Source organism: Aurantimonas marina (assembly GCF_017183135.1).
Lineage (GTDB): Bacteria > Pseudomonadota > Alphaproteobacteria > Rhizobiales > Rhizobiaceae > Aurantimonas > Aurantimonas marina.
Genome location: NZ_JADDXW010000018.1, coordinates 40972 through 64215 on the forward strand (window position 1 = coordinate 40972; position 23244 = coordinate 64215).

At 63.5% G+C, this 23244-nt stretch carries 21 protein-coding genes and 1 pseudogene; 8 read left to right on the forward strand and 14 right to left on the reverse strand.

Going from position 1 to position 23244, the window contains the following annotated elements; genetic code table 11:
• Positions 1-31: 31 nt before the first annotated feature.
• The 6 genes from ING15_RS16845 to ING15_RS16870 all read right to left on the reverse strand — a co-directional run bounded on the left by ING15_RS16845 (position 32) and on the right by ING15_RS16870 (position 6404).
• Positions 32-958, reverse strand: coding sequence for an alpha/beta hydrolase (locus tag ING15_RS16845; protein ID WP_206456000.1), 927 nt, complete (start codon positions 956-958; stop codon positions 32-34).
• Between the two features lie 35 nt (positions 959-993).
• Complete coding sequence (locus ING15_RS16850; protein WP_206456001.1) at positions 994-1977, reverse strand: aldo/keto reductase; 984 nt, start codon at positions 1975-1977, stop codon at positions 994-996.
• A gap of 27 nt (positions 1978-2004) precedes the next feature.
• Positions 2005-3285, reverse strand: a complete 1281-nt coding sequence (locus tag ING15_RS16855; RefSeq protein ID WP_206456002.1) for an RNA polymerase subunit sigma-70 — start codon at positions 3283-3285, stop codon at positions 2005-2007.
• Complete coding sequence (locus ING15_RS16860) at positions 3282-4817, reverse strand: tripartite tricarboxylate transporter permease (RefSeq protein WP_206456003.1); 1536 nt, start codon at positions 4815-4817, stop codon at positions 3282-3284. Before ING15_RS16860 ends, ING15_RS16855 begins: the two co-directional genes overlap by 4 nt.
• The gene (locus ING15_RS16865) at positions 4817-5311 is read right to left on the reverse strand and encodes a tripartite tricarboxylate transporter TctB family protein (protein ID WP_206456004.1); all 495 of its coding nucleotides are present in this window, start codon (positions 5309-5311) and stop codon (positions 4817-4819) included. Before ING15_RS16865 ends, ING15_RS16860 begins: the two co-directional genes overlap by 1 nt.
• Positions 5312-5396: 85 nt before the next feature.
• Positions 5397-6404: a tripartite tricarboxylate transporter substrate-binding protein gene (locus ING15_RS16870; protein WP_206456005.1), complete on the reverse strand. Its 1008-nt coding sequence runs from the start codon at positions 6402-6404 to the stop codon at positions 5397-5399.
• A 126-nt stretch (positions 6405-6530) separates the two neighbouring features.
• Between ING15_RS16870 and ING15_RS16875 the strand changes: the two genes are divergently transcribed.
• Together ING15_RS16875 and ING15_RS19790 are read left to right on the forward strand one after the other, a co-directional pair.
• The gene (locus tag ING15_RS16875; RefSeq protein WP_206456006.1) at positions 6531-7283 is read left to right on the forward strand and encodes a FadR/GntR family transcriptional regulator; all 753 of its coding nucleotides are present in this window, start codon (positions 6531-6533) and stop codon (positions 7281-7283) included.
• 229 nt (positions 7284-7512) lie between these two features.
• A pseudogene (locus ING15_RS19790) lies at positions 7513-7672 on the forward strand (flavoprotein); the annotation flags it as partial.
• 326 nt (positions 7673-7998) lie between these two features.
• On the opposite strand, the gene ING15_RS16885 reads toward ING15_RS19790, so the two are convergent.
• The gene (locus tag ING15_RS16885) at positions 7999-8703 is read right to left on the reverse strand and encodes a helix-turn-helix domain-containing protein (RefSeq protein WP_206456007.1); all 705 of its coding nucleotides are present in this window, start codon (positions 8701-8703) and stop codon (positions 7999-8001) included.
• A 239-nt stretch (positions 8704-8942) separates the two neighbouring features.
• Between ING15_RS16885 and ING15_RS16890 the strand changes: the two genes are divergently transcribed.
• From ING15_RS16890 to ING15_RS16915, 6 genes are read left to right on the forward strand one after another with little or no spacing between them, the layout of a single operon-like run.
• Complete coding sequence (locus ING15_RS16890) at positions 8943-11669, forward strand: nitrate/nitrite transporter (RefSeq protein ID WP_408628703.1); 2727 nt, start codon at positions 8943-8945, stop codon at positions 11667-11669.
• Positions 11670-11687: 18 nt separating this feature from the next.
• On the forward strand, positions 11688-15425 hold the full coding sequence (locus ING15_RS16895) for a nitrate reductase subunit alpha (RefSeq protein WP_206456008.1): 3738 nt from the start codon (positions 11688-11690) through the stop codon (positions 15423-15425).
• Entirely contained in the window at positions 15422-16942 is a 1521-nt protein-coding gene (gene narH / locus ING15_RS16900) for a nitrate reductase subunit beta (protein WP_206456009.1), read from the forward strand. The genes ING15_RS16895 and narH overlap by 4 nt, the downstream gene beginning before the upstream one ends.
• Entirely contained in the window at positions 16939-17631 is a 693-nt protein-coding gene (gene narJ, locus ING15_RS16905; RefSeq protein WP_206456010.1) for a nitrate reductase molybdenum cofactor assembly chaperone, read from the forward strand. Before narH ends, narJ begins: the two co-directional genes overlap by 4 nt.
• An 18-nt stretch (positions 17632-17649) precedes the next feature.
• Positions 17650-18357 (forward strand): respiratory nitrate reductase subunit gamma, encoded by a 708-nt coding sequence (gene narI / locus ING15_RS16910; RefSeq protein WP_206456011.1) that lies wholly within the window; start codon positions 17650-17652, stop codon positions 18355-18357.
• A 50-nt stretch (positions 18358-18407) separates the two neighbouring features.
• Positions 18408-19148, forward strand: a complete 741-nt coding sequence (locus ING15_RS16915) for a peptidylprolyl isomerase (RefSeq protein ID WP_206456012.1) — start codon at positions 18408-18410, stop codon at positions 19146-19148.
• 252 nt (positions 19149-19400) lie between these two features.
• On the opposite strand, the gene ING15_RS16920 is transcribed toward ING15_RS16915, so the two are convergent.
• The 7 genes from ING15_RS16920 to ING15_RS16950 form a co-directional block, all read right to left on the reverse strand.
• On the reverse strand, positions 19401-19700 hold the full coding sequence (locus ING15_RS16920; RefSeq protein ID WP_206456027.1) for a DUF2478 domain-containing protein: 300 nt from the start codon (positions 19698-19700) through the stop codon (positions 19401-19403).
• Positions 19701-19704: 4 nt separating this feature from the next.
• The gene (locus ING15_RS16925) at positions 19705-20490 is read right to left on the reverse strand and encodes a DUF2189 domain-containing protein (protein ID WP_206456013.1); all 786 of its coding nucleotides are present in this window, start codon (positions 20488-20490) and stop codon (positions 19705-19707) included.
• 40 nt (positions 20491-20530) lie between these two features.
• Entirely contained in the window at positions 20531-20719 is a 189-nt protein-coding gene (locus ING15_RS16930; RefSeq protein WP_408628704.1) for a hypothetical protein, read from the reverse strand.
• Positions 20720-20735: 16 nt separating this feature from the next.
• Entirely contained in the window at positions 20736-21611 is an 876-nt protein-coding gene (ccoP, locus tag ING15_RS16935; protein ID WP_206456014.1) for a cytochrome-c oxidase, cbb3-type subunit III, read from the reverse strand.
• Entirely contained in the window at positions 21602-21772 is a 171-nt protein-coding gene (locus tag ING15_RS16940; RefSeq protein ID WP_206456015.1) for a cbb3-type cytochrome c oxidase subunit 3, read from the reverse strand. Before ING15_RS16940 ends, ccoP begins: the two co-directional genes overlap by 10 nt.
• A gap of 5 nt (positions 21773-21777) precedes the next feature.
• On the reverse strand, positions 21778-22512 hold the full coding sequence (gene ccoO, locus ING15_RS16945; protein WP_206456016.1) for a cytochrome-c oxidase, cbb3-type subunit II: 735 nt from the start codon (positions 22510-22512) through the stop codon (positions 21778-21780).
• Between the two features lie 6 nt (positions 22513-22518).
• The coding region (locus ING15_RS16950; RefSeq protein WP_206456017.1) for a cbb3-type cytochrome c oxidase subunit I at positions 22519-23244 on the reverse strand (726 nt) is incomplete at its 5' end.

Consider the following 23244-nt stretch of genomic DNA (forward strand, 5'->3'; position numbering starts at 1 on the left):
TCCAGTCCAGTGTCTGCTTTTCGCCGGCAATTCAGCCGTGATAGTCCGATGCCGGCCGGGTGAAGAAGCCATGCAGGATCTGATAGGCCATCAGGAAGTTCTTCTGGGTGAAGGACGCATGCGAGATGCCCTTCATCACCGCGAACTCCTTGTCGGCGTTCGGCAGCCGCTTGAAGAAGGCGAGCAGGTCGTCGATGCCGGCAATGCCGTCGAACTCGCCGCGCATGACGATCGTCGCCGCCTCCAGCTTTTCCGGATCGACCAGCGGCAGCCGGGTGCACATGTCGATATAGGTGCCGTTCGGCATGGAATCGTCGAGCGCCAGCACCTGATCGATGAAGGGCTGGGCGAAACTGTCATGGACGGTGCCGGGGTGGTCGCGCGTGAAGATCGACCACATGAAATCCTGGTTGACCGGACGGCGGACGGTTCCGCGCCAATCGTCGATCTTCTTGCGCCGCTGCTCCAGCGTCGGGCTGCCCTCGCCGGTCCAGACCATCGCGTCGAGCGCCAGGCGGCTGACACGGTCGGGATGGCGTTCGGCGAACGTCGCGGCGCGGAGCGCGCCGGAGGAAATGCCATAGGCAAAGAGCGGTCCGCTCTCGCCGCGCTCGATGATGAAATCGGAGACCGCTTTGGCGTCGTCGGCGCCGTCGGCGATCGTCGCCAGCACATCCTCGCCCTTGTAGGAGCGGCCATAGCCGCGGCAGTCAAAGCACCAGGTGTTGAAGCCGCGACTGGCGAACCAGTCCATGACCGAGGCTTCCGGCATGCCGTCGACCTGCAGGTCGAAGGTGGGCTGGCTGGCCATGGACGATCCATGCACGAACAGGATGGTGCCGCGGACGGGGCCCTCGGCCACGCTTGGCTTCTCCCAGATGAAAACCTCCTGGCCGTTCGATGTCGTGCGGTGTTCCTTGCCTTCGGTCTTCGTCGTCGCGCGAATGTCGTCCTGCATGTTTTGGTCCTGATTGTTGGCGATGATGGGATGAGTCAGATGCCGAGGCGCTTCATCTGTGGCTCCGGATAGCGCAGGCCCGCCGCCGCGCCGGGCGGGAAGGCCTTGTCGAGCCGGGCGTGTTCGGCGTCGGTGAGAAAGAGGTCGAGCGAAGCGGCATTCTCGTCCACACGCTGCGGTCGTTTGGTGCCGGGAATCGGCACGATGTCGTCGCCGCGTGAAAGCAGCCACGCCAGCGCCACTTGCGCCGGCGTGGCGCCATGGGCGTCGGCTGTGGCGCGCAGGCTCTCCAGCAACTGGAGGTTTTGCGCAAGATTCTCGCCGGTGAAGCGTGGCATGTCGCGGCGCCGGTCCTTCTCCGCCAGATCGGCCTCGCCGCCGATCACGCCGGTAAGAAATCCCCGCCCCAGCGGCGAATAGGGTACGAAGCCGATGCCGAGTTCGCGGCAGATCGGCAGGATCTCCGCCTCCACGTCGCGGGTCCACAGAGAATATTCGGTTTGCACAGCGCTCAGCGGATGCACCGCGTGAGCGCGGCGGATCGTCGACGCGCCGGCCTCCGAAAGCCCGATGAAGCGCACCTTGCCCGCCTCGACCAGCTGCGCCATCGCCCCGACCGTGTCCTCAATCGGCACATTCGGGTCGACGCGGTGCAGGTAATAGAGGTCGATCACCTCGGTTTTGAGCCGTTGCAGGCTCTTCTCGCAGGCGGCTTGGGCATATTCCGGCGTACCGTTCACCCCGGTCTTGCCGTCAGGCAGCCGCAGATTGCCGAATTTCGTGGCCAGGACGGCGTGTTTCCGCCGGCCTTCCAGCGCCGCGCCCAGCAGCTCCTCGTTGCGGCCGTTGGCATACATGTCGGAGGTGTCGATGAAGTCGACGCCGCGATCCAGCGCGTGGTGGATCGTCGCGATCGACTCCTCTCCGTCCGCCGGGCCATAGATATCGGTCATCGACATGCAGCCGAGGCCGATCGCCGAGACGGTCAGTCCCTGGTCGCCGAGCTTCCGGGTTTTCATGTCGCCTCCGATCCTTCGTTCAAGACCTCACGCCCCCTCGAACTCCAAAATGTGCAGGCCACGATTGCGGTCGAGCAGGTAGATGATCCCGTCGTCGCCGACCGCGACGTCGTTCGACTGCGGGCTCGGCTCGTCACCGAGCGGTTCGGGGATGAAGAAGCCGACCTCTTCCGGTAGGGTAGGGTCCTTGGCGTCGATGATGCGCAGGCCGCCGGAAAACCACGTGGCGTAGATCAGGGTCGTATCGAGCCGCTCGTGGAACTGGTGTGCACCGAATCGGCCGGGTGCCTGGCTGTAAGGTGAGGCGTGCTCGCCCAGACTGAAGATCGACAGCGGCTTGAGATCGCCCAGGTCGCTCGCGTCGAACAGCCAGAGGAACCCGTGCAGCCGGCCGTGCAAATGGTCGTGCTCCTCGTCGATCGCCGCGGCGATGCGCCGGCCGCCGATCGGATTCTCGAACGGCATGACGGTATGGGTCGGCTCCGGAATCGCCGGATGGTAGTCATAGGCCCCGATGGTTCTGAGATTCGTGATCTCGGTCGCGTCGATGACCCGGATCCCGGCGTTCCAGACCGCCGCCCACAGCTCGTCGCCGCAGCGCATGGCGTGGTGGAGGCGGTTCTTGAGGCCCTGCCAATGGGGTTTCTCCCCGCCGGCTACGTGCTGGCCAGGCAGCGCCCAGCGCGAGACCTCGCGCGGCCGGGCGGGCTCGGCCAGGTCGTAGACAACCAGGATGTTGCCGACGTAGCCCTCCATCTCTGTCGAGATGTAGGCGTAACGCGCGTCGGCATCGAAACGATGGACGCCGACGCCATGGGTGCGTTCGTAGGCGAGCAGGGACGGCTTGGTCCGGTCGGAAATGTCCCAGATCTTGAAGCCGCCCTCGTCATAGCTTTCATTCGCGGCCTTGCGCAGTCGCGGCATGTCGCCAGGCGTGACGCCGACCCTTGCCGCCACCTCCGCCTCGCCCGGATCGCGGCCGAGTTCGTCGCGCAGCGCCGCTTCGGTGGCGGCAATGCCCTTGGCGCGGCGTTTGAAGTGGCGGTCGTTCTGTTCGACATTGGTGATCATCAGGTCGCCGACGACACGCAGCTTGTGGGTGTGCGAGGCGTCCGTCTCCAGCCGGATGTCCGCCACGACCTTCGGATTTCTGCGGTCCGAGACGTCGACGATCGTGGTGCCGTAGGGCGGCTTCATGTGCCCGATGAAGACATGATCGCCATCGACCACCACCTGGCCGCCGCCGGCGATGTCGAGCATCGCGATCTGACGCACCCGGTGCGAAAGCGGCTGATCCGCGGGGCTCATCGACCGGCTCCCGTCGATGGTCCCGCCGCCTTGGCCCGCCGGTCGCGCCACCGCGTCGTCACGAACGGCAGCACGAGGCTCAGAACCAGCAGCACCCAGAGGATATTGCCGATCGTGGAGGAGAACATCACCATCGGGTCGTTTCCGGAAATTCGCATGGCGAGGATGAAGGAGCGCTCGATCAGCGGCCCGAGGATGACGCCGATCAAAATGGCGGCGACGTGGTAGCCGGTCTTGCGCGCCACGTAGCCGATGATACCGAAGGCGAAGGCGATCCCCATGTCGAACAAAAACCCACGCGGGACAAAGGCGCCGACCAACGTGAACGCAACGATCATCGGCGCGAGATACATCGTCGAGACGACGGTGATCCGCGACATGTAGCGAACCATCGGGACGATGGTGAGGAACATGAAGACGTAGGACACCGCCATCGCCGTGATGACGCCATAGGCCAGTTCCGGGGCCTCGACGAAGAGCCGAGGGCCGAACGGAAAGCCGTGGAACTGCAGCACGACCATCATCACCGCCGCCGTGCTGCCGCCCGGCACGCCGATGGCGAGCAGCGGCACCAGCGTTCCGGTGGTCACGCCGTTATTGGCGGCCTCGGGCGCTGCGACGCCGTCCGAAAAGCCGGTGCCGAACCGTTCCGGCGTTTTGGAGAACAGCCGGGCCTGCTGGTAGGCGACAAAGGCCGCGATCGAGGCGCCGGCACCCGGCAGCACGCCGATCACCAGCCCGAGCAGGCTGGCCCAGCTGATCAACCACCATTTGCGGAAGGCCTGCAGGGTCTCGCTGAGGCTGTTCGCCCAGGTGGTGGTAGGCACGGAGATCGTGCCCTTGGTGTCGACGAGCCATTTCTGCTCGAGCATGACAAGGGCTTCGGAGATGGCGAAGAGGCCGATCAAGGCGGGCACCAGTGGCACGCCGTCGAAGAGTTCCAGGAAGCCGAAGGTGCCGCGCGGCGTCGCGTAGATGTGGTCCGCCCCCATCGCCCCGAGCATCAATCCGAAAGCGCCAGCGATCAGGCCCTTCAACATGTCCTGGGCAGCGATGGAGGCGATCAGCGCGAGGCCGAACAGCATGATCACGACCATCTCGACGCTGTGGACGTAGTAACCGACGCGCGACAGCGCCGGCAGCGCGAACAGCGTCACGATCGAACTGATCAGTCCGCCCATCACCGACGCCACAAAACAGACCGCAAGCGCCTTGCTGGCCTGGCCGTTCTTGGTCATCTGATAGCCGTCGAGCGTCGTCGCGGCCGCACCGCCTGTGCCGGGAATGTTGAGCAGGATCGCCGGTATTCCGCCTCCGAGATGCGAGGCGCTGTAGAGCGCAACCATGAACACTAGCGCCACTTCCACATCGAGGGCGAGTGTCAGCGGCAACAGGATGATGATCGTGTTGTGGGCGGCGAAACCGGGAATCGCGCCCATGACGATGCCGATTAGCACGGCTGGGATGATCACCCACCAGAGGCTGAAGGAATGCAGGAACAGGCCCGTGATGAAGGCGGCGTCGAATTCCATCAGAAGATGGCCCCCATGAGCTGCTCGAACGGACCCTTGGGAAACCGGGTGTTCAAGAGAACGATGAAGAAGAACCAACCGCCGAGGGCGGCAAGCCCGGCCGTCAGCAAGGCGCGCCCGACCGGGCGCGCGCCGGCGACGTGAAACGAGAGCGCCAGAAAGGCAAATGTGGTGAGGGTGAAGCCGAGATAGGGCACCGCGAAAATATACGCGACGATCAGTGCGACGAAGATCGCCCGACTGGCGCGCGAGGCCGGCGCCCCGAAGAAATCGCCGAAGCCCATCGAATACCGGCCGCGGCGAAGGCCGATCGCGACTCTGGCCAGATAGATCAGGACGAGCAGCAGCATCAGCGCGGCGAGGATCATCCCGCTCATCTGCGCTTGCCAGGGAAAGTTCCGGACGGACAGCACGTAATAGATGGCGTAGGCGCCCGCCGCGACGGGGATAATGAGATCAGCCCCGACCGGTTTCCTGGTTTCGCGATCCAACATCGGCGAGATCCTGCTTGCGAACGGATGGGAGACGGGGGGCCGCGTGGCCGCCCCGTCAGGGAAAGCCTCCTTGCCGGAGGTTGGTTTAATTGCCCGTCAAGAGGTCGCGGTAACGCTCGGCGAGTTCGCGCGTTTTCGCGGCCTCCGCCATCGCTGTTTCCTGGTCACCCGGCGTGATGAACTCGGGCGGGACGCCGGCCGCCTTCACCGCCTCAACATAGGCAGGATCCGCCATGGTCTGGTCGATGGTGGACTTCAGCAACTCGACCCGCTCGGGATATTGCTCGACCGCCGCGGCGTGGACCGCCCAGGCGCGCGAACTGAACAGTTCCGGCAGATCGGTTCCAAGCGCCCCGTTCACTGTTGGCGCATTGCCGGTCACCTTGGGAACGGTGTTCTCATTGGCGAAGATGCCGAGCACGCGGGCTTGGTCGCCGAGCGCGATCGGGTTAGCCAGCGGCAGGGCGGAGGCGTCGACTTCGCCGGTGATGGCCGCCATCGCCGTCGGGTTGCCGCCGCCGAACGGGATCAGGTTGAACTGGGCGCCGGTCGCCTCGCCGAGCGCCAGCATGCCGATCGAGGCGGGATGTGGCAGACGGCTGACGGAAATGCTCACCGGCCGCTTCTTGCCTTCCTCGACAAGCTGCTCAAGTGATTCGAACGGCGAGTCCGGACCAACCCAAACTGCCATTGGTTCGGTGCTGGTACGCCGGATGTAGACCAGATCCTTGCCGATATCGATGCCGACATTCTGCAGCGTTAACATTATGACCTCGGGACCGAGGTTCGAGAACAAGAGATTGTAGGCGTTCGGCTCCTTCTGCATGAAGAATTCGTAGCCGACCTGCCCCGCGGCGCCAGGGTAGTAGCCGAACTCGAAGTTGGTTTTCAGATATTTGTTCCAGACTTGGACGAATGCGCGGGAATCGCGATCGGCGCCGCCGCCTTCTCCGGTCGGGATGGTAATTTCCATGTTGCCGGCGGGAAATTCCTGAGCAAAGGCCGAGCGGCCCAGACCGAGCGACAGCGCGGCGGCGCCGGCTGCCGTACTGGCAAGAAACTTGCGGCGAGATGGGTTTGTGGTGAATTTCATCGTGTAACCTCCCTGGTAAACGCGGTATGTCGCGTCGTTTCCGTTTCTGTCCAAGGCCTTATTGGTTGACCTTTATGGCAATTTGGTATATTCTTGGTTTGGTAATGTCAACCAATGAAAGACGCAATGCAAGGTTTCGATCCCAAGCGAGGCTCCGCCGATCTGGCGCTGGACGAACTCCGGCGGCTTTTGCGCGACGACGGCCTGGCTCCCGGAGTCAGGCTGCCGACCGAACGGGCGCTCGCGGATCGGCTGGGGATCAATCGGGCGACCTTGCGCAAGGCCTTGGCGCGCCTCGAGATGGAAGGGGCGATCGTTAGACATGTCGGACGCGGCACTTTCGTCAGCGCGCCGCCGGAGGCATCGAAAGCGACCGGCGAAAACGCTTCGCCGATCGAACTCATGGAGGCCCGTCTGGTCCTGGAGCCCGCCATCGCGCGCGAAGCGGCCTTGCGGGCGCGCAAGGAGGATCTAGAGCGGCTCGAGATGTGCCTCATCCGCTCCGAGACGAGCGATGAATTCGAGGCCTTCGAGGAATGGGACATCGCCTTCCACCGTGCCTTGGCCGACGCCACCCAGAACGCGGTCTTCACGATGGTGATGGAGATGATGCGGACCATGCGCAGCACGGCGGAATGGGACCGGTTGAAGCGGGCGTCGTTCAACCCAGCTCTGCGGGACCGCTATCGCATCGAGCACCGGGCTATTTTCATGGCGCTCGAGTCTCGCGATCCGGCCGCCGCGGCGACGGCGACGGTCCAGCACATGCAGACCGTCTACTCGGCGATTTCCGGTCAGAAATGGGAGCGCGGGGATGTGCCCTCGGCGCCGCGAAGCTCGGCGGCCGGGTACATGCTGAAGCCTGCCCCGCTGCCCTAGGCCTGCGGGAGTGTTCTTCAGGGTGTGGCAATCCTCATCCGCTTAACTGTGGAATTCTCAACGAGATGCGGTCGCACGCCTGTCGACGGAGAGAGTTCGGACGAGAGAAAAGCTCGCGGGATTGTACCGCCGCATGGATCCCCGAAGCTGGTTCGACATATCCTGGGCGCTGGCGCGGGCATGGAACCCTCGCGCGATCTCATGGTGATCGGAGGGGATGCCGATCGCCAATCTGCTCGTCCGCGCCGCCGAAGTCCAGCTGAAGGAGCGGCGCCGGCTGGTGCTGATCGCCCGCGAATCGCCGCTGCATCTCGGCCATTTGCGGGCCATATGCGCGGTGACAGAGATGGGCACCATCGTTGCCGCCCCCGGCCTTCTATCTGAAGCCGGCGACTCGGACGAGATCACCGCCCAGATCGCCCGGTGAGCGGCCGACCTCATCGGAGTGATATCGCTGATGGCGCGGCAATTGACAGATGCCTGCCGACCTCTGTTCGCGAGATAGAGGAGGGGCATGAGTGGCGTCTTTCCCGAAGAGCGGTCTTCCTTGCGATGAGTTCGATGAGATCGCTTTCCGGTCGAGACGGCACCGGCCCCGTCTGACCGATCCTATTCCCTTGCGATCCTGTCGCGCAGTCGCACGGCAGACCTCCTCAAGCAGCGCCGTCATGCGCTTGGCTGCCTTGCTCGAATGACCGCGCTATCCGCTGGTCGATCAAACATCTTCGTCCGGACCGTCGATGAGCGGAGATGGCTGCGCCAGTGCCTCAAGCGCCGGACGATCCGTTATGATCACCCGCTGGCCGTCGGCCACGGCGCCGTCCGCCTGCAGGGATTTCATCGCTCGCGAGAGGCTTTCGGGTGTCATTCCGAGGAAAGAGGCGAGCACCCGCTTTTCCATGGGTAGGACAAAGCTTGCTCTGTCGCCGGCGGCCCCGGCTTGACACAGAAGGTAAGCGGCCAACCTCTCGCGTGCGCTGCGCAGCTTGAGATCCTTGGCGTGCCGGACCATGCCGCGGTAACCGGCCGAAAGCTCGGCGATGGTGGCCAACGCAAATTCGCCATCGGTGCGGAAGATGGTTCGCACATCGCTGCTGGGCACCAGGATGAGGCGGGTTTTCTCCAGTGTGCGCGCCGACATTAGGTAAGGCGCGTCTCGCATGCAGGCGGCGAGGATGAAGGTCGAACGCGGCCGCACCACCGCCAGCGTGGTTTCACGCTCCTGCCAGCCCGCGAAGAGCTCGATCGAGCCCTCCACGACGATGTGGAGAAAATCGGCAGACTCGCCCTCGTCGATCAGCTGGATCTGGGGCGGAAAGGTCTGATCGTACGCCGCGCGCGTCAGGGCGAGAAAATTCTCCTCCGCCATCGATCGAAACAGCGGAAGGCGGCGGATCGCCGGAAGGACCGTTTCACGCATGAATCAACTCGTCTCCGACAGTTCGCTTGATATTTGGTAATTGATGAACAGACATCAGTCTAGTGGATATAGGCAATATGAATTCCTGACGCCTGACAAACCCAGGTCATTGCGGCGCCTATCATCAAATCTAGTTCGATTGCTCTCGCCGGCCGCTGCGGTTTGATCTCGGTCAAGTCGCGGCGGCTTCTTCCGTCCCACTCCGGCGCGACGAAACGCGTCGGAAGCGGAGATAGATCATGATGGAGCAGGCACACGTCTCGGATGCCGAGCGCACACGAGCGCTGGGGCTGAGCACGATCGCCTTCACGGCCTGCTTCGCGGTCTGGACGATCTTTTCAATCATCGGCGTCGAGATAAAGGCCGAGCTGGGGCTCAACGAGTTCGAGTTCGGCTTGCTGGTCGCCACCCCCATTCTGACTGGATCGCTTACCCGGCTTATTCTTGGTGTCTGGACCGAGAAATACGGCGGCCGTATCGTGTTCACGGCGCAGATGCTGCTGACGGCGGCCGCGACATGGATGCTGACCTGGGCGTCGACCTATCTGATGTATCTCGTCGCCGCGCTTGGCATCGGCCTTGCCGGCGGCTCGTTCATCATCGGGGTGGCCTATGTGTCCCGCTGGTATGACGCGGGAAAACAGGGCACGGCCCTGGGCATTTTCGGCGCCGGCAACGTCGGCGCGGCGGTGACCAAATTCGTGGCCCCCTTCGTCATGGTTGCCTTCGGCTGGCAGGGGGTCGCCCATGTCTGGGCCGTTGCCCTGGCACTGATGGGCCTGGTCTTCTTCCTCTTCGCCAAGGATGACCCGGCATTGGTGGCTCGCCGCAAGTCCGGCACGAAAGCGCCTAGCCTGGCCCAGCAGTTCGCGCCCCTGAAAAACCTCCAGGTCTGGCGGTTTTCGCTTTACTACTTCTTCGTGTTCGGCGGGTTCGTGGCGCTGGCGCTGTGGACGCCGCATTATCTCGTCGACGTCTACGCCCTCGACATCCGCACGGCGGGCATGTCGGCGGCGGCCTTCTCCTTGTCCGCCTCGCTGTTTCGGGCCTATGGCGGGCATCTGTCCGACCGGTTCGGTGCGCGGTCGGTGATGTACTGGACCTTCGGCTTCTCGCTGGTCCTGCTGTTCATGCTGTCCTATCCGCCGACGGATTACGTGATCCAGGGCAAGGATGGTCCGATCGCGTTCTCGACCGAAATGGGACAATGGCCCTTCGTCATCACGCTGTTCGTGCTCGGCTTTTTCATGAGCCTCGGCAAAGCGGCGGTGTTCAAGCACATCCCGGTCTACTACCCCAATCACGTCGGTGCGGTTGGTGGTCTGGTCGGCATGATCGGCGGGCTTGGCGGCTTTCTCCTGCCGATCGCCTTCGGCGCGCTGCTCGATCTGACCGGTATCTATACCAGCAGTTTCGCGCTGCTCTTCGTGATCGTCGCCATCTCGCTGGCCTGGATGCATCTGTCGATCCGGGCGATGGAGCGTGCGGCGCAGGGGGCGGCGCTCGACGAACTGCCTCAACTGCCCGAGATGCAGGAAATCCATGATGCGGACCGGCAAGCGCGGACGCGCGTGCTGGACGAATGGAGCCCCGAGGACAAGACCTTCTGGGACGAAAAAGGCCGTCGCATCGCGCGTCGAAACCTGTGGATCTCGATCCCGGCACTGCTTTTGGCCTTCTCCGTCTGGATGGTGTGGTCGGTCGTGGTGGCGCGTCTCCCGGCGATCGGCTTCGACTTCACGCCGGGCGAGCTGTTCTGGCTGGCAGCGCTGCCTGGGCTTTCCGGTGCGACCTTGCGCATCTTCTACAGCTTCATGGTGCCGATCTTCGGCGGCAGGTTGTGGACGACCCTGTCCACCGCCTCGCTGCTGTTGCCGGCCATGGGCATCGGCTATGCTGTGCAGAATCCGGAAACGCCCTATCTCATCTTCCTGGTTCTGGCGCTGCTGTGCGGTCTTGGAGGCGGCAACTTCGCTTCGTCGATGGCCAATATCGCCTTCTTCTTCCCCAAGGCGGAAAAGGGCAACGCGCTGGCGTTGAATGCGGGCCTGGGCAATCTCGGCGTCTCCGTCATGCAGTTCCTGGTGCCGATCGTCATCACCGCTGGCGTCTTCGGCGCGTTGGGCGGTCAGCCGCAGATCATGTCGGATGGCGGCCAGCTCTGGATGCAGAACGCGGGGTTCGTGTGGGTGCCGTTCATCATCGCGGCCACCGTCGCGGCCTGGCTGGGCATGCACGACATCGCCGACGCCAAGGCCAGCTTCAAGGAGCAGGCGGTCATCTTCAGCCGCAAGCACAACTGGATCATGTGCGTGCTTTACACCGGCACTTTCGGCAGCTTCATCGGCTATTCGGCGGGCTTTCCGCTGCTGACCAAGCTTCAGTTTCCGGACGTGAACGCACTGCAATTCGTGTTCCTGGGGCCGCTGGTCGGGGCGCTGTCGCGCGCCGGCACGGGCTGGGTCTCCGACAAGTTCGGCGGCGGCCGGGTCACCTTCTGGACCTTCCTGGGGATGATCGCGGCGGTGTTCGGGGTGATCTTCTTCCTCGGCATCAAGGAACAGCCGGGCGCGTTCTGGGGCTTCTTCGCTTCGTTCATGACACTGTTTTTCCTGACCGGCGTCGGCAACGCCTCCACCTTCCAGATGATCCCCGCGATCATGGCCCGCGAAATCCCGCGTCTGATGCCGGAGCTGGACGGGAGCGCGCTGCGCAAGCAGGCAGAGCGTGAGAGCGCGGCGATCATCGCCTTTACCAGCGCCATCGCCGCCTACGGCGCCTTCTTCATCCCGAAAGCCTACGGCACCTCGATCGCCATGACCGGGGGGCCGGTGGCGGCGCTCTGGGGGTTCCTCGGCTTTTACGCGATCTGCGTCGTGCTGACCTGGGCCTACTACACACGGCCCGGCGGCCTTCTGGCACATGAACGGGCTGGGCGTGCCGCGCCCGCCATCCCAGCAGCCTGATCCAAAGAGGAGCGCGAGATGAGCCATCTTCTCGACCGACTGAATTTCCTGAGATCCACCCGCCAGGACACCTTCGCGGATGGTCACGGCCAGACCACGGTGGAAAGCCGTGACTGGGAAGACGTCTATCGAAACCGCTGGCGGCACGACAAGATCGTGCGCTCGACCCACGGTGTGAACTGCACCGGCTCGTGCAGCTGGAAGATCTACGTCAAGTCCGGGATCGTGACGTGGGAGACCCAGCAGACCGACTATCCGCGGACGCGGCCCGACATGCCCAATCACGAGCCGCGCGGCTGCGCGCGGGGGGCCAGCTACAGCTGGTATCTTTACTCGGCCAACCGGGTAAAGACGCCGCTGGTGCGGGGTCGGCTGATGCGGTTGTGGCGTGAGTTGCGCACGACGATGAGCCCGATCGAGGCGTGGAAGGCGATCCAGACCGACCCGGCCAAGCGGGGCAGCTACACCAAGACCCGCGGCAAGGGCGGGTTCGTCCGCGCCAGCTGGGACGAGGTCACCGAGATCGTCGCGGCGGCCAATGCCTACACCACCAAGACCTACGGACCCGACCGCGTCTTCGGTTTCTCGCCGATCCCCGCGATGTCGATGGTCAGCTACGCGGCGGGCTCGCGCTACCTCAGCCTGATGGGCGGCACCTGCATGTCGTTCTACGACTGGTATTGCGACCTGCCGCCCGCCAGCCCCCAGACCTGGGGCGAACAGACCGACGTGCCGGAAAGCGCCGACTGGTACAATTCCGGCTTCCTGATCCTTTGGGGATCGAACGTGCCGCAGACCCGCACGCCGGACGCGCATTTTTATACCGAGGCGCGCTATCGGGGCACCAAATCCGCCGTGGTCAGCCCGGATTACAGCGAGGCCGCCAAGTTTGGCGACATCTGGCTCAACCCGCAGGCGGGCACCGACGCCGCGCTGGCGATGGCGTTTGGCCACGTCATCCTGCGTGAATATCACCTCGACCGGCAGGTGCCGTATTTCGAGGATTACACCCGCAAATATTCCGATTTCCCGCTGCTGGTGCGACTGGACGAAAAGGACGGGCACTACGTTCCGGGCCGCATGCTGCGCGCCGCCGATTTCACCGATGCCTTGGGAGAATCCAACAATCCCGACTGGAAGACGGTCGGGATCGACAGCAACACCGGCGATGTCGTCGTCCCCAACGGCTCGATCGGCTTCCGTTGGGGGCAAAGCGGGCATTGGAACCTTGAGGAGAACGCCGGCGGAAAGGCGGTCGACCTGAAGACGACGTTGGTCCTCGAGGAGGATCGCGACGATGTGGTCGGTGTCGATTTTCCCTATTTCGGCGGCGAGGCGACCGAGCATTTCACCAAATGCGATCACCCGGAAGTACTGACCCGCAATATCCCCGTGCGCCGCCTGAAGCTTAAGGATGGCGATGCGCTGGTGACGACGGTGTTCGATCTCTTCTGCGCCAATTACAGCCTCGACCGTGGGCTCGGCGGCAAACATGTCGCCACTTCTTTCGACGCCGATGTGCCGTTTACGCCGGCCTGGGCCGAGAAGATCACCGGGGTCAAGCGCGACCGGATCGTCGCCGTCGCGCGTGAATTCGCTACCAATGCCGAAAAGACCAGCGGCAAGTCGATGGTCATTCTGGGCGCTGGCCTGAACCACTGGTACCATATGGACATGGCCTATCGCGGCATCATCAACATGTTGGTGATGTGTGGTTGCGTCGGTCAGTCGGGTGGCGGCTGGTCGCACTATGTGGGCCAGGAAAAGCTCCGCCCGCAGACAGGTTGGACGGCGCTGGCCTTCGCGCTGGACTGGGCACGCCCGCCCCGGCACATGAACTCGACCTCCGCCTGGTACGCGCACACCGACCAGTGGCGCTACGAAACCGTCACGGCGGGCGAAATTCTGTCGCCGACCGCACCGGCGGGCAATTGGGCCGAGCGCAGCCTGATCGACTACAACATCCAGGCCGAACGCATGGGCTGGCTGCCCTCGGCACCGCAACTGAAGACCAACCCGCTGGAGGTTGGCCGCGCCGCCAAGGCATCGGGCAAGACGGCGCCGGAATATGTGGCCGAAGGCTTGAAGTCGGGCGCGCTGGAAATGTCCTGCGAAGATCCGGACGCACCGGAAAACTGGCCGCGGAATCTCTTCGTCTGGCGCTCGAACCTTTTGGGATCGTCGGGCAAGGGACATGAATATTTTCTGCGCCATCTTCTGGGCACCGATCACGGCGTCCTCGGCAAGGATCTGGGCGAGGAAGGCAGGGTCAAGCCGATCGAGGCCAAGTGGCACGATCAGGCCCCGGAGGGAAAACTCGATCTTCTGGTGACGCTGGATTTCCGCATGTCGACGACATGCGTCTATTCCGACATCGTCCTGCCGACGGCCAGTTGGTACGAGAAGGACGACCTCAACACCTCCGACATGCACCCGTTCATTCACCCGCTGCAGGCGGCCGTGGACCCGGCTTACGAATCGAAATCGGACTGGGAGATCTTCAAGGCCTTGGCCAGGAAGTTCTCCGAAGTCGCGCCCGAGGTGTTGGGAGTGGAAACCGACGTGGTCGCGTTGCCGATGCAGCACGACAGCCCCGGCGAGCTGGCCCAATCGGTCGTGGCCGACTGGAAGGCCGGCGAATGCGAGCTGATCCCTGGCAAGACCGCGCCGAACTACATCGCGATCGAACGGGACTATCCCAACCTCTACAAGCGTTTCACAGCGGTTGGACCGTTGATGGAAAAGGTTGGCAATGGCGGCAAGGGGATCGCCTGGGACACCAAGGCCGAGGTGCATCATCTGGCCGACCTGAATGGTCGCGTCACCGAGGAGGGTGCGACCAAAGGCATGGCAAGGATCGACACGGCGATCGACGCCTGCGAGGTGATCCTGATGCTGGCCCCCGAAACCAATGGCGAGGTGGCGGTTAAGGCCTGGGAATCTCTGGAAAAGGTCACCGGGCGCGAACACGCGCATCTGGCCGCACCCAAGCAGGACGAGAAAATCCGCTTTCGCGATATCGCGGCGCAGCCGCGAAAGATCATCTCCTCGCCCACATGGTCCGGGATCGAAAGCGAGGAGGTCTGCTACAACGCCGGCTACACCAACGTGCACGAATTGATTCCGTGGCGCACGTTGTCGGGCCGTCAGCAGCTTTACCAGGACCACGAGTGGATGCGCGCCTTCGGCGAAGCCTTTGTGACGTGGCGGCCGCCGATGGATCTGAAGACCATCGCACCGGCCATAGGGCAAGCGGGCAACGACAAGCATGTCGTTTTGAACTTCATCACCCCACACCAGAAATGGGGCATCCATTCGACCTACACCGACAATCTCTTGATGCTGACGCTGAACCGCGGCGGTCCGGTAGTGTGGGTATCGGAGGTGGACGCGGCGAAGGCAGGGCTGGTCGACAATGACTGGGTCGAGGTCTTCAACGCGAACGGCGTGCTGACGGCGCGGGCGGTGGTTTCGCAGCGCATCAAGGAAGGTACGCTATTCATGTACCACGCGCAGGAAAAGATCGTGAATACGCCCGGCAGCCAGATCACCGGCAAGCGCGGCGGTATCCATAACTCGGTCACGCGGACGGTTCTGAAGCCGACGCACATGATCGGCGGCTATGCCCAGTTGAGCTACGGCTTCAACTACTACGGCACCGTCGGGTCAAACCGGGACGAGTTCGTGATCGTGCGCAAGATGGAAAAGGTCGACTGGCTGGATACGCCGGTCGCGTCAGCGGAGGCAGCGGAATGAAAGTTCGCGCGCAAATCGGCATGGTGCTGAATCTCGATAAATGCATCGGCTGTCACACTTGCTCGGTCACTTGCAAGAACGTCTGGACCAGCCGCGACGGTGTCGAATATGCCTGGTTCAACAATGTCGAGACCAAGCCCGGCATCGGTTATCCGAAGGATTGGGAGAACCAGAAACGCTGGAACGGCGGCTGGGAACGCACCAAGGGAGGCAAGCTGCGGCCCAAGCAGGGCGCCAAGTGGCGCATCCTCGCCAATATTTTTGCCAATCCCGACCTGCCCGAGATCGACGATTACTACGAGCCCTTCGATTTCGACTACGACCATTTGAAGTCGGCGCCCGAGATGTCGGCGTTCCCGACCGCGCAACCTCGCTCGAAGCTGACCGGCGAGCGGATGGAGAAGATCGAGTGGGGTCCGAACTGGGAGGAAATTCTCGGCGGCGAGTTCGCCAAGCGATCGAAGGATTACAACTTCGAGGGCATCCAGAAGGAAATCTACGGACAGTACGAAAACACCTTCATGATGTATCTGCCGCGGCTGTGTGAGCATTGCCTCAACCCGGCCTGTGCCTCGGCCTGTCCCTCGGGCGCGATCTACAAGCGCGAGGAAGACGGCGTGGTGCTGATCGACCAGGAGAAGTGCCGCGGTTGGCGGATGTGCGTGTCCGCCTGTCCTTACAAGAAGATCTACTACAACTGGTCGACGGGTAAATCGGAGAAATGCACGCTGTGCTATCCGCGTCTGGAATCCGGTCAGCCGACGGTCTGCTCGGAAACCTGCGTGGGGCGCATTCGCTACATCGGCGTGATGCTCTATGACGCAGACAAGATCGCCGAGGCGGCCTCGATCGAGAGCGACCAGGATCTTTACGACGCCCAGCTCGGCGTGTTCCTGGACCCGAACGACCCCGAGGTGATTGCCGCGGCAAGGGCTGAGGGCGTCCCCGAGGACTGGATCGTGGCGGCCCGCAAATCGCCGATCTGGAAGATGGCGATGGAGTGGAAGATCGCCTTTCCACTGCACCCCGAATACCGGACCTTGCCGATGGTCTGGTATATCCCGCCGCTCAGCCCTATCCAGAACGCCGCCGAGGCCGGCCAGATCGCCGCGGACGGTGATATGCCCGACGTGAAGTCGCTGCGTATCCCGGTGAAATACCTCGCCAACATGCTGACGGCGGGCGACGAGACACCGGTCATTTCGGCACTGGAACGCATGCTCGCAATGCGGTCCTACATGCGCTCGAAGACGGTCGACGGCGTCATCAACCTCGGCGTCGCCAAGCGCGTCGGGCTGACCCCGCATCAGATCGACGAGATGTATCAGATCATGGCGATCGCCAATTACGAGGATCGCTTCGTCATCCCCACCACCCACCGCGAGGTGGTCGAGGATGCCTATGATTTGCGTGGCGGCTGCGGCTTTACCGACGGCAACGGCTGCTCCTCGGGCGTGTCGAAAGGCAATCTGTTCGGTGGGCGCAAACACATAACCCCCGCGGAGGGCTGGTCATGACCCGCACGTTCAAAGCGCTTTCCGCGCTGCTGACCTATCCTTCGACCGAGCTGCAGGCGGCGATCCCGGACATCCGCGCCGTCCTGAACGAGGAGGCGGTGCTACCGCCGCCTCGCATCGAGGCCCTTCAGCCCCTGCTGCAGCGTCTCGACGAGGGCGACATCATCGAATTGCAGGAGGCCTATGTCCTGCTGTTCGACCGCTCGCGTACCCTTTCGCTCAACCTGTTCGAGCATGTCCACGGCGAAAGCCGCGATCGCGGCGGTGCGATGGTGGATCTTTTGGAAACCTACCGGGCAGGGGGCTTCGACTTGGTCGGACCGGAGCTGCCGGATCATCTGCCGGTGCTGCTGGAATTCCTCTCGACCCGGCTCCTGGCGGAGGCGCGCGAAATTCTGGCCGACGCCGGTCCGATCCTTGCGGCCCTCGCCGAACGCCTGACCCGACGCGAGACGCCCTATGCCGCGATAGTGGTCGCGCTGGCCGAGCTGGGCCGGGCAGGGACCGACACCGGTGTCGCGGCGGCGCTGTTGTCGCAAAAGGACGACGACCCGGAGGATCTGGCGGCGCTCGACGCGGTCTGGGAAGAAGCGCAGGTCACCTTCGCACCCGATCCCAACGCGGGCTGCCCAATCAGCCGCGATATCCTCGCCCGGATGGACGCACCGCTGCGTCCTGCCAACGCGTGACCCGAAAGGACCATCGTCATGACCTATTTCATCTTCGGAGTTCTTCCGTATCTCGCGCTGACCGTGTTGGTGGTTGGTTCAATCGTTCGCTACGAGCGGGACCCCTTCACCTGGAAGTCCTCCTCTAGCCAGCTGTTGCGTCGCAAGCAGTTGATCTGGGGATCGATCCTGTTCCATGTCGGTATCCTGATCGTTTTCTTCGGCCACCTGATCGGCATGCTGACGCCCGTTGAATTCTTCCACGCGCTGCATATCAGCTACGGTTTCAAGCAGTTGATGGCGATCGTCGTGGGTGGCATCGCCGGCGCGATGGCCATCGTCGGCGGGGCAATGCTGTTGAATCGGCGGCTATTCGATGCGCGGGTGCGGGCCAGTTCGTCATTCGCCGACACGGGCATCCTGGTGTTGCTGTTTGCACAGCTGATCGTGGGCATGGGCACCATTCTGGTCTCGATCCAGCACCTGGATGGCGGCGAGATGGTGAAATTCATGGATTGGGCGCGGGCAATCTTCACCTTTCGCAAGGATGCCTGGCGCATCGTCGCCGATGTGCACTGGATCTACCAACTGCATATCCTGTTGGGTTTGACCATCTTCATCCTGTTTCCGTTCACGCGGCTCGTGCACATGCTGTCGGTCCCGGTCCGCTATCTATGGCGGCCCGGCTATCAGATCGTGCGAACCAAAAAGCGAGCCCTCCATCAGCCTGCGGAGCGAACATCATGACATCCCTCTTTTCCGAAGTGGTTGTAAACGGCGAGACGATCGCGACCAAGGTGATCGCGGCCGAGGCGCAGAATCACCCGACGCCCAAGTCGAAGCCCGGACAGGCCTGGACCGCGGCTGCGCGTGCCTTGGCAATCCGCGTGCTGTTGCTGCAGGAGGCGCGGAGGCGGGGGCTTGTCCCCGATCCGCAAGAGGTGGCCGAGGGCCGGGTGGAGACCGATGAGGAGGCACTGATCCGACAGGTGCTGGACGCGGCGGTCGATCCGATCGCGCCGACCGAAGCGGATTTGCGTGCGGCCTATGATGCGTCTCCGGAGCGCTGGCGCGCACCGACGCTTTATGAGGCGGCGCATATTTTGTTCCCGGTCAGGCCAGGCGACCCGGCGGCCTTGACCAAGGCGCGAGACGAGGCGGCTGCCGTGCTGATCGAGGTGCGACAGGATCCGCGCGCGTTCGATCGCCTCGCCCGCCAGCACAGCGCCTGTTCCTCGCGCGATGCGGGCGGAAGACTGGGACAGCTGATCAGCGGCGACACCGTGCCCGAGTTCGAAGCGATGCTCGACGCGCTCGACGAAGGCGCAATCGCGCCCGAACCGGTGGCATCGCGTTACGGGCTGCACATCATCCGGCTGGATGCGCGCGCCGAAGGTTCGGTTCTGCCGTTCGAGGCCGTGGCGCCGCACATCCGCGACGTTCTCGAAAAAGTCGCCTGGGCGAAGGCCGCGCGTGATTTTACTGCGGCCCTGGTGGCTGACGCGGAGGTGACCGGCATCACGCTGGCCGCCGCCTGACAAGCGGCCGGCCGGAGACGTTGCGCCGAGTTGTCGGAGGGAGGCGCGCGCCAGTTCGGCCAGGCGAGCCGAGAACTCCGCCGGACCGTGCTCGAGAACCGGCAGGCATCAAGGCCCGTGCCCGCCCAGCGCACGGGGCGGAACTCACGGCGCCCGGGTCGGTGGCTGAGGCCCTTGGACAAGCGCGCCATCAGGCGGCGGGGGCGATGCTCCGCACCGCTCTCCTGCGAAGATAGCTCGGCCAAAGATAAGCTAGCTGATGACGGCCGCGACCGGGTTGCCCGCCCGCCCCGAGCACGAGAGCCTGGCCGATACTTGCCGATCGTCAGCGGCTTGCCCAGTTTCATCGCGACCTTGCGCACGTGGATCTCGGCCCCGGCCTCGGCCAGAGCGCACCCAAGCCAGCAGGACCGAGAGGTCGGTGGGCAGGACCTCGGCCATGCCGTCGGTAAAGGCCTCGAGGGCAGGGCGGTTGAGTCCGTTGATGCCGGTGAGAACCGGGATGCCAGCGGCTACCGCCTCGGCGATCAGGTCACGGAACCCGTGCGCCAGCTCCTTATCGGACTGCCTTGTAGGCCTGCCAGGTGGCGTGTCCGAGAAGCGGAAACACGACGATCAGCGCAAGCAGGCCGGTCACGGCGGATAACAGAAACAGGGCGACGACGATCGCACCCCAGGCGAGCATCACCGGCAGATTGTTCCAGACGAGTGCCATGCTGGTTCCCATTGCGGTAAAGGCGTCGCTCTTCTCGTCCAGCAGCATCGGGACCGAGAATGCGCTGATCGCGAAGGAGAAGGCGGCGAAGAGACCGCCGACGATGATGCCGGCAAGCAGCATCACCCATCCGGTCCAGGTAGTGAACAGCACGGCGGCGATGTTCTCGAAACCGGGGAAGGGTCGATAGCCGAAGAACAGCGCGTAGATGATCACTGCGGCCCGCATCCACACCAGCATCAACAGGCACAAGAGCACGCCAACGAAGAGGATCTGTCCCCCTGATCTGGCCTTGACGAACAGCATCTGCCGCATCGTCGCGGTTTGGTTTTTCTCGATGAGCCGGCTCTTCTCATAGAGACCGACCGCCAGTAGCGGGCCGACGATCATGAAGCCGGCGAGGGCCGGGAAGAGCACGACGTCCCACCCGACGAGAAACATCCCCCAGACGATTACAAGCGAGACGGCAAGGACGGCGACGCCGTAGGTGAGGCTCAGCCCCGGCTGCGCGATGAGATCGCGCCAGCCCGCACGCAGCCAGTCGACAGCGGTCGATGCGGGAAGATGGCGCCCCCATTTAGCACTTTTCGTTTCGGCTATGCCGCTGGTCGTTCTCGCTGCGTTCATCGTCGTCATGTTCCGTTCGTCTCGTCGGTCAACATCCCGTTCAGCAGGCGGAATTCGCGGCGCGGTAGCGTCCCGAATCCGAACCGTTCTCCTTCAGATGCGCGACGCATTTCGGCTGCGATTCAAATGCCACGTAGACAAGATGCGCGTTGGCTCCCACCAGCAGCAAGACGCCCGCAGAAACGACCAGCCCGATCAGCCATTTCGCTTTGCGAGCGCGCGTCATCATCAGCTTTCCTTTCGCTTCAAGGTGCCTCGCCGCCGAGGGAGTGGACATACAGCGCGAGGATCTTGATGTCAGCGGGGGTCAAACGGTTCTCCCAGGTCGGCATGTGGCCCTGCCGTCCGCCGTGGATCGTAGTGATGATCGTCTGAAGGTCGCCGCCATAGAGCCAATACCGGTCGCTCAGATTGGGTGCTCCGAGATCCTGCGATCCCTTGGCGTCATCGCCATGGCAGGCGGCGCAGTTGGCCAGGAAGATCTCCCGCCCGGCCGCGACTTTTTCGGCGTTGCGAGAGGCCGCGGCATCGCTCAGCGATAGAACATAGGTTGCGACATCGCTGATCTGCGAGCGGTCCAGCATCTGATCGCGTCCGAACGCCGGCATCTGGGCGATCCGGCCTTCGTCATGGGGCGAGTTGATGCCAACGCGCATGGTTTCGGCGATCGTCTCGGGCTCGCCGCCCCAGAGCCAGTCCCCATCGGTGAGGTCTGGATAGTTGGCGGCGCCCTTGGCGTCGACGCCGTGGCAGGCGGCGCAGTTGTCGCCGTATAGCCGGGGGCCGGTTTCCTGAACGATCCGCATCAGCTTCGGATCGGCCTGAATCTCGTCATAGGTCGATGATTCGATTTTTGTCACCCACGCCGCCCGCTCGACCTTGGCCTCTTGCAACTGATCCGCAACGATTGTGCGCTGGTCGATTCCCAGCAAGCCCTTAGTGTAGGTCGAGCCGAGTGGCCAGGCGGGCATCAAGAACCACCACAGCACCGCGAAAGTGGCGGTGGCGGCAAGGAAGATCAGGACCGCCCGCGGCACCGGCGTATTCAGTTCCTTGATGCCGTTCCACTCGTGCCCGGTGGTCTCGCGCCCGGTTGCCGGATCGTATTCGCCTATGTCCATGGCGTATCGTCCTTATCGAGGATGTCCTTCTTGGCCTTGTCGAACCGCTTCTTGTTGGACGGCCAAAAGACGTAGACCAGGACGCCGACCGACAGTGCGATCAGGTAGAACAGACCCCAGCTCTTGGAGAAGGCGACGACGGTGTCGTGATCGAAATCCATGCGCCCTACTCGCTCGCGGACGCTGTTTGCTCGTGGGCGGCATTGGTGAGCCGGCCGAGCACCTGAAGATAGGCGACGAGGGCGTCCATCTCGGTGAGTTCCGTCGTGACACCGTCGAAGGCGCTGACCGTGGTCGCCTCGCCGTAGCGTTCGCTCACGCCGGCGGCATAACGGCCGTCCGGAGACGCCTGACCGACTGCGTCCAATGCGGCGTTCTTCACCATTTCGTCGGTGTAGGGCACGCCGACCCGCTGCTGCGCCTTCAGATGCAGCGGCAAATCATCCAGTTCCAGCCGCGTGCGCATCAGCCATCGATAGGCCGGCATGTTGGACTGGGGCACGACATCGCGCGGGTTGGTGAGATGCGCCACGTGCCAGAAGTCGGAATATTTACCGCCGATCCGTGCCAGATCCGGACCGGTCCGCTTCGAGCCCCAGAGCATCGGGTGGTCATATTGCGATTCGACGGCCAGCGAGTAGGGGCCGTAGCGTTCCACATCGTCGCGCAGTGTGCGGATCATCTGCGAGTGGCACGCATAGCAGCCTTCACGGATGTAGATGTTGCGCCCGGCCAGCTCCAGCGGCGTGTAGAGCCGCATGTCGGGCGCCTCCTCGACGGTCTCGTCGATGGTGAAGAGCGGGGCGATCTCGATGAAGCCGCCGATGCTGGCGACGACGATGATCGCGACGACGAAACCGATGGCGGTCCGCTCGAGCTTGCGGTGGAAGAATTCAGCCATGTCCGATCACTCCGCCGGTTGAAAGGCACCCGAGGACGCGGGGCCGGTGGCGGGCGCATCCTTGGCTTCGGCTGCGACGGCCTGCGGCGCGTGGCGGATCGTCATCCAAATATTGTAGGAGCCGACGATCGCGCCGATCAGGAACAAGAGACCGCCGAAGGTCCGCGCTATGTAATAGGGGTACATGGCAAGAAGGGAGTCGAGGAACGAATAGGCAAGCGTGCCTTCCTCGGTGTAGGTGCGCCACATCAGCCCCTGGATGATGCCCGAGTTCCACATCGCGAAGACGTAGACGATGGTACCGGTGAGGGCGAGCCAGAAGTGCCATTCCACCAGTGCCGCCGAATACATGCGCTCGCGCTTCCATAGCCACGGAACGACGCTGTAGATCGAGCCGAAAGTGATCATCGCGACCCAGCCGAGGGCTCCGGCATGGACGTGGCCGACCGTCCAGTCCGTGTAGTGGGATAGCGAATTGACGGGGCGGATCGCCATGAACGAGCCCTCGAAGGTCGACAGTCCATAGAACACGGCCGCGACCATCATGAAGCGCAAGGTGGCGTCGTCGCGTACCTTGTGCCACGCCCCGTTCAAGGTCAGCAGCGCGTTTCCGGCCGAGGCCCAGGACGGCACAAGCAGCATGACCGAGAAGGTCATCCCGAGCGTCTGAACCCAGTGGGGCAGGGCAGTGTAGTGCAGGTGGTGCGAGCCCGCCCACATATACATGAAGGT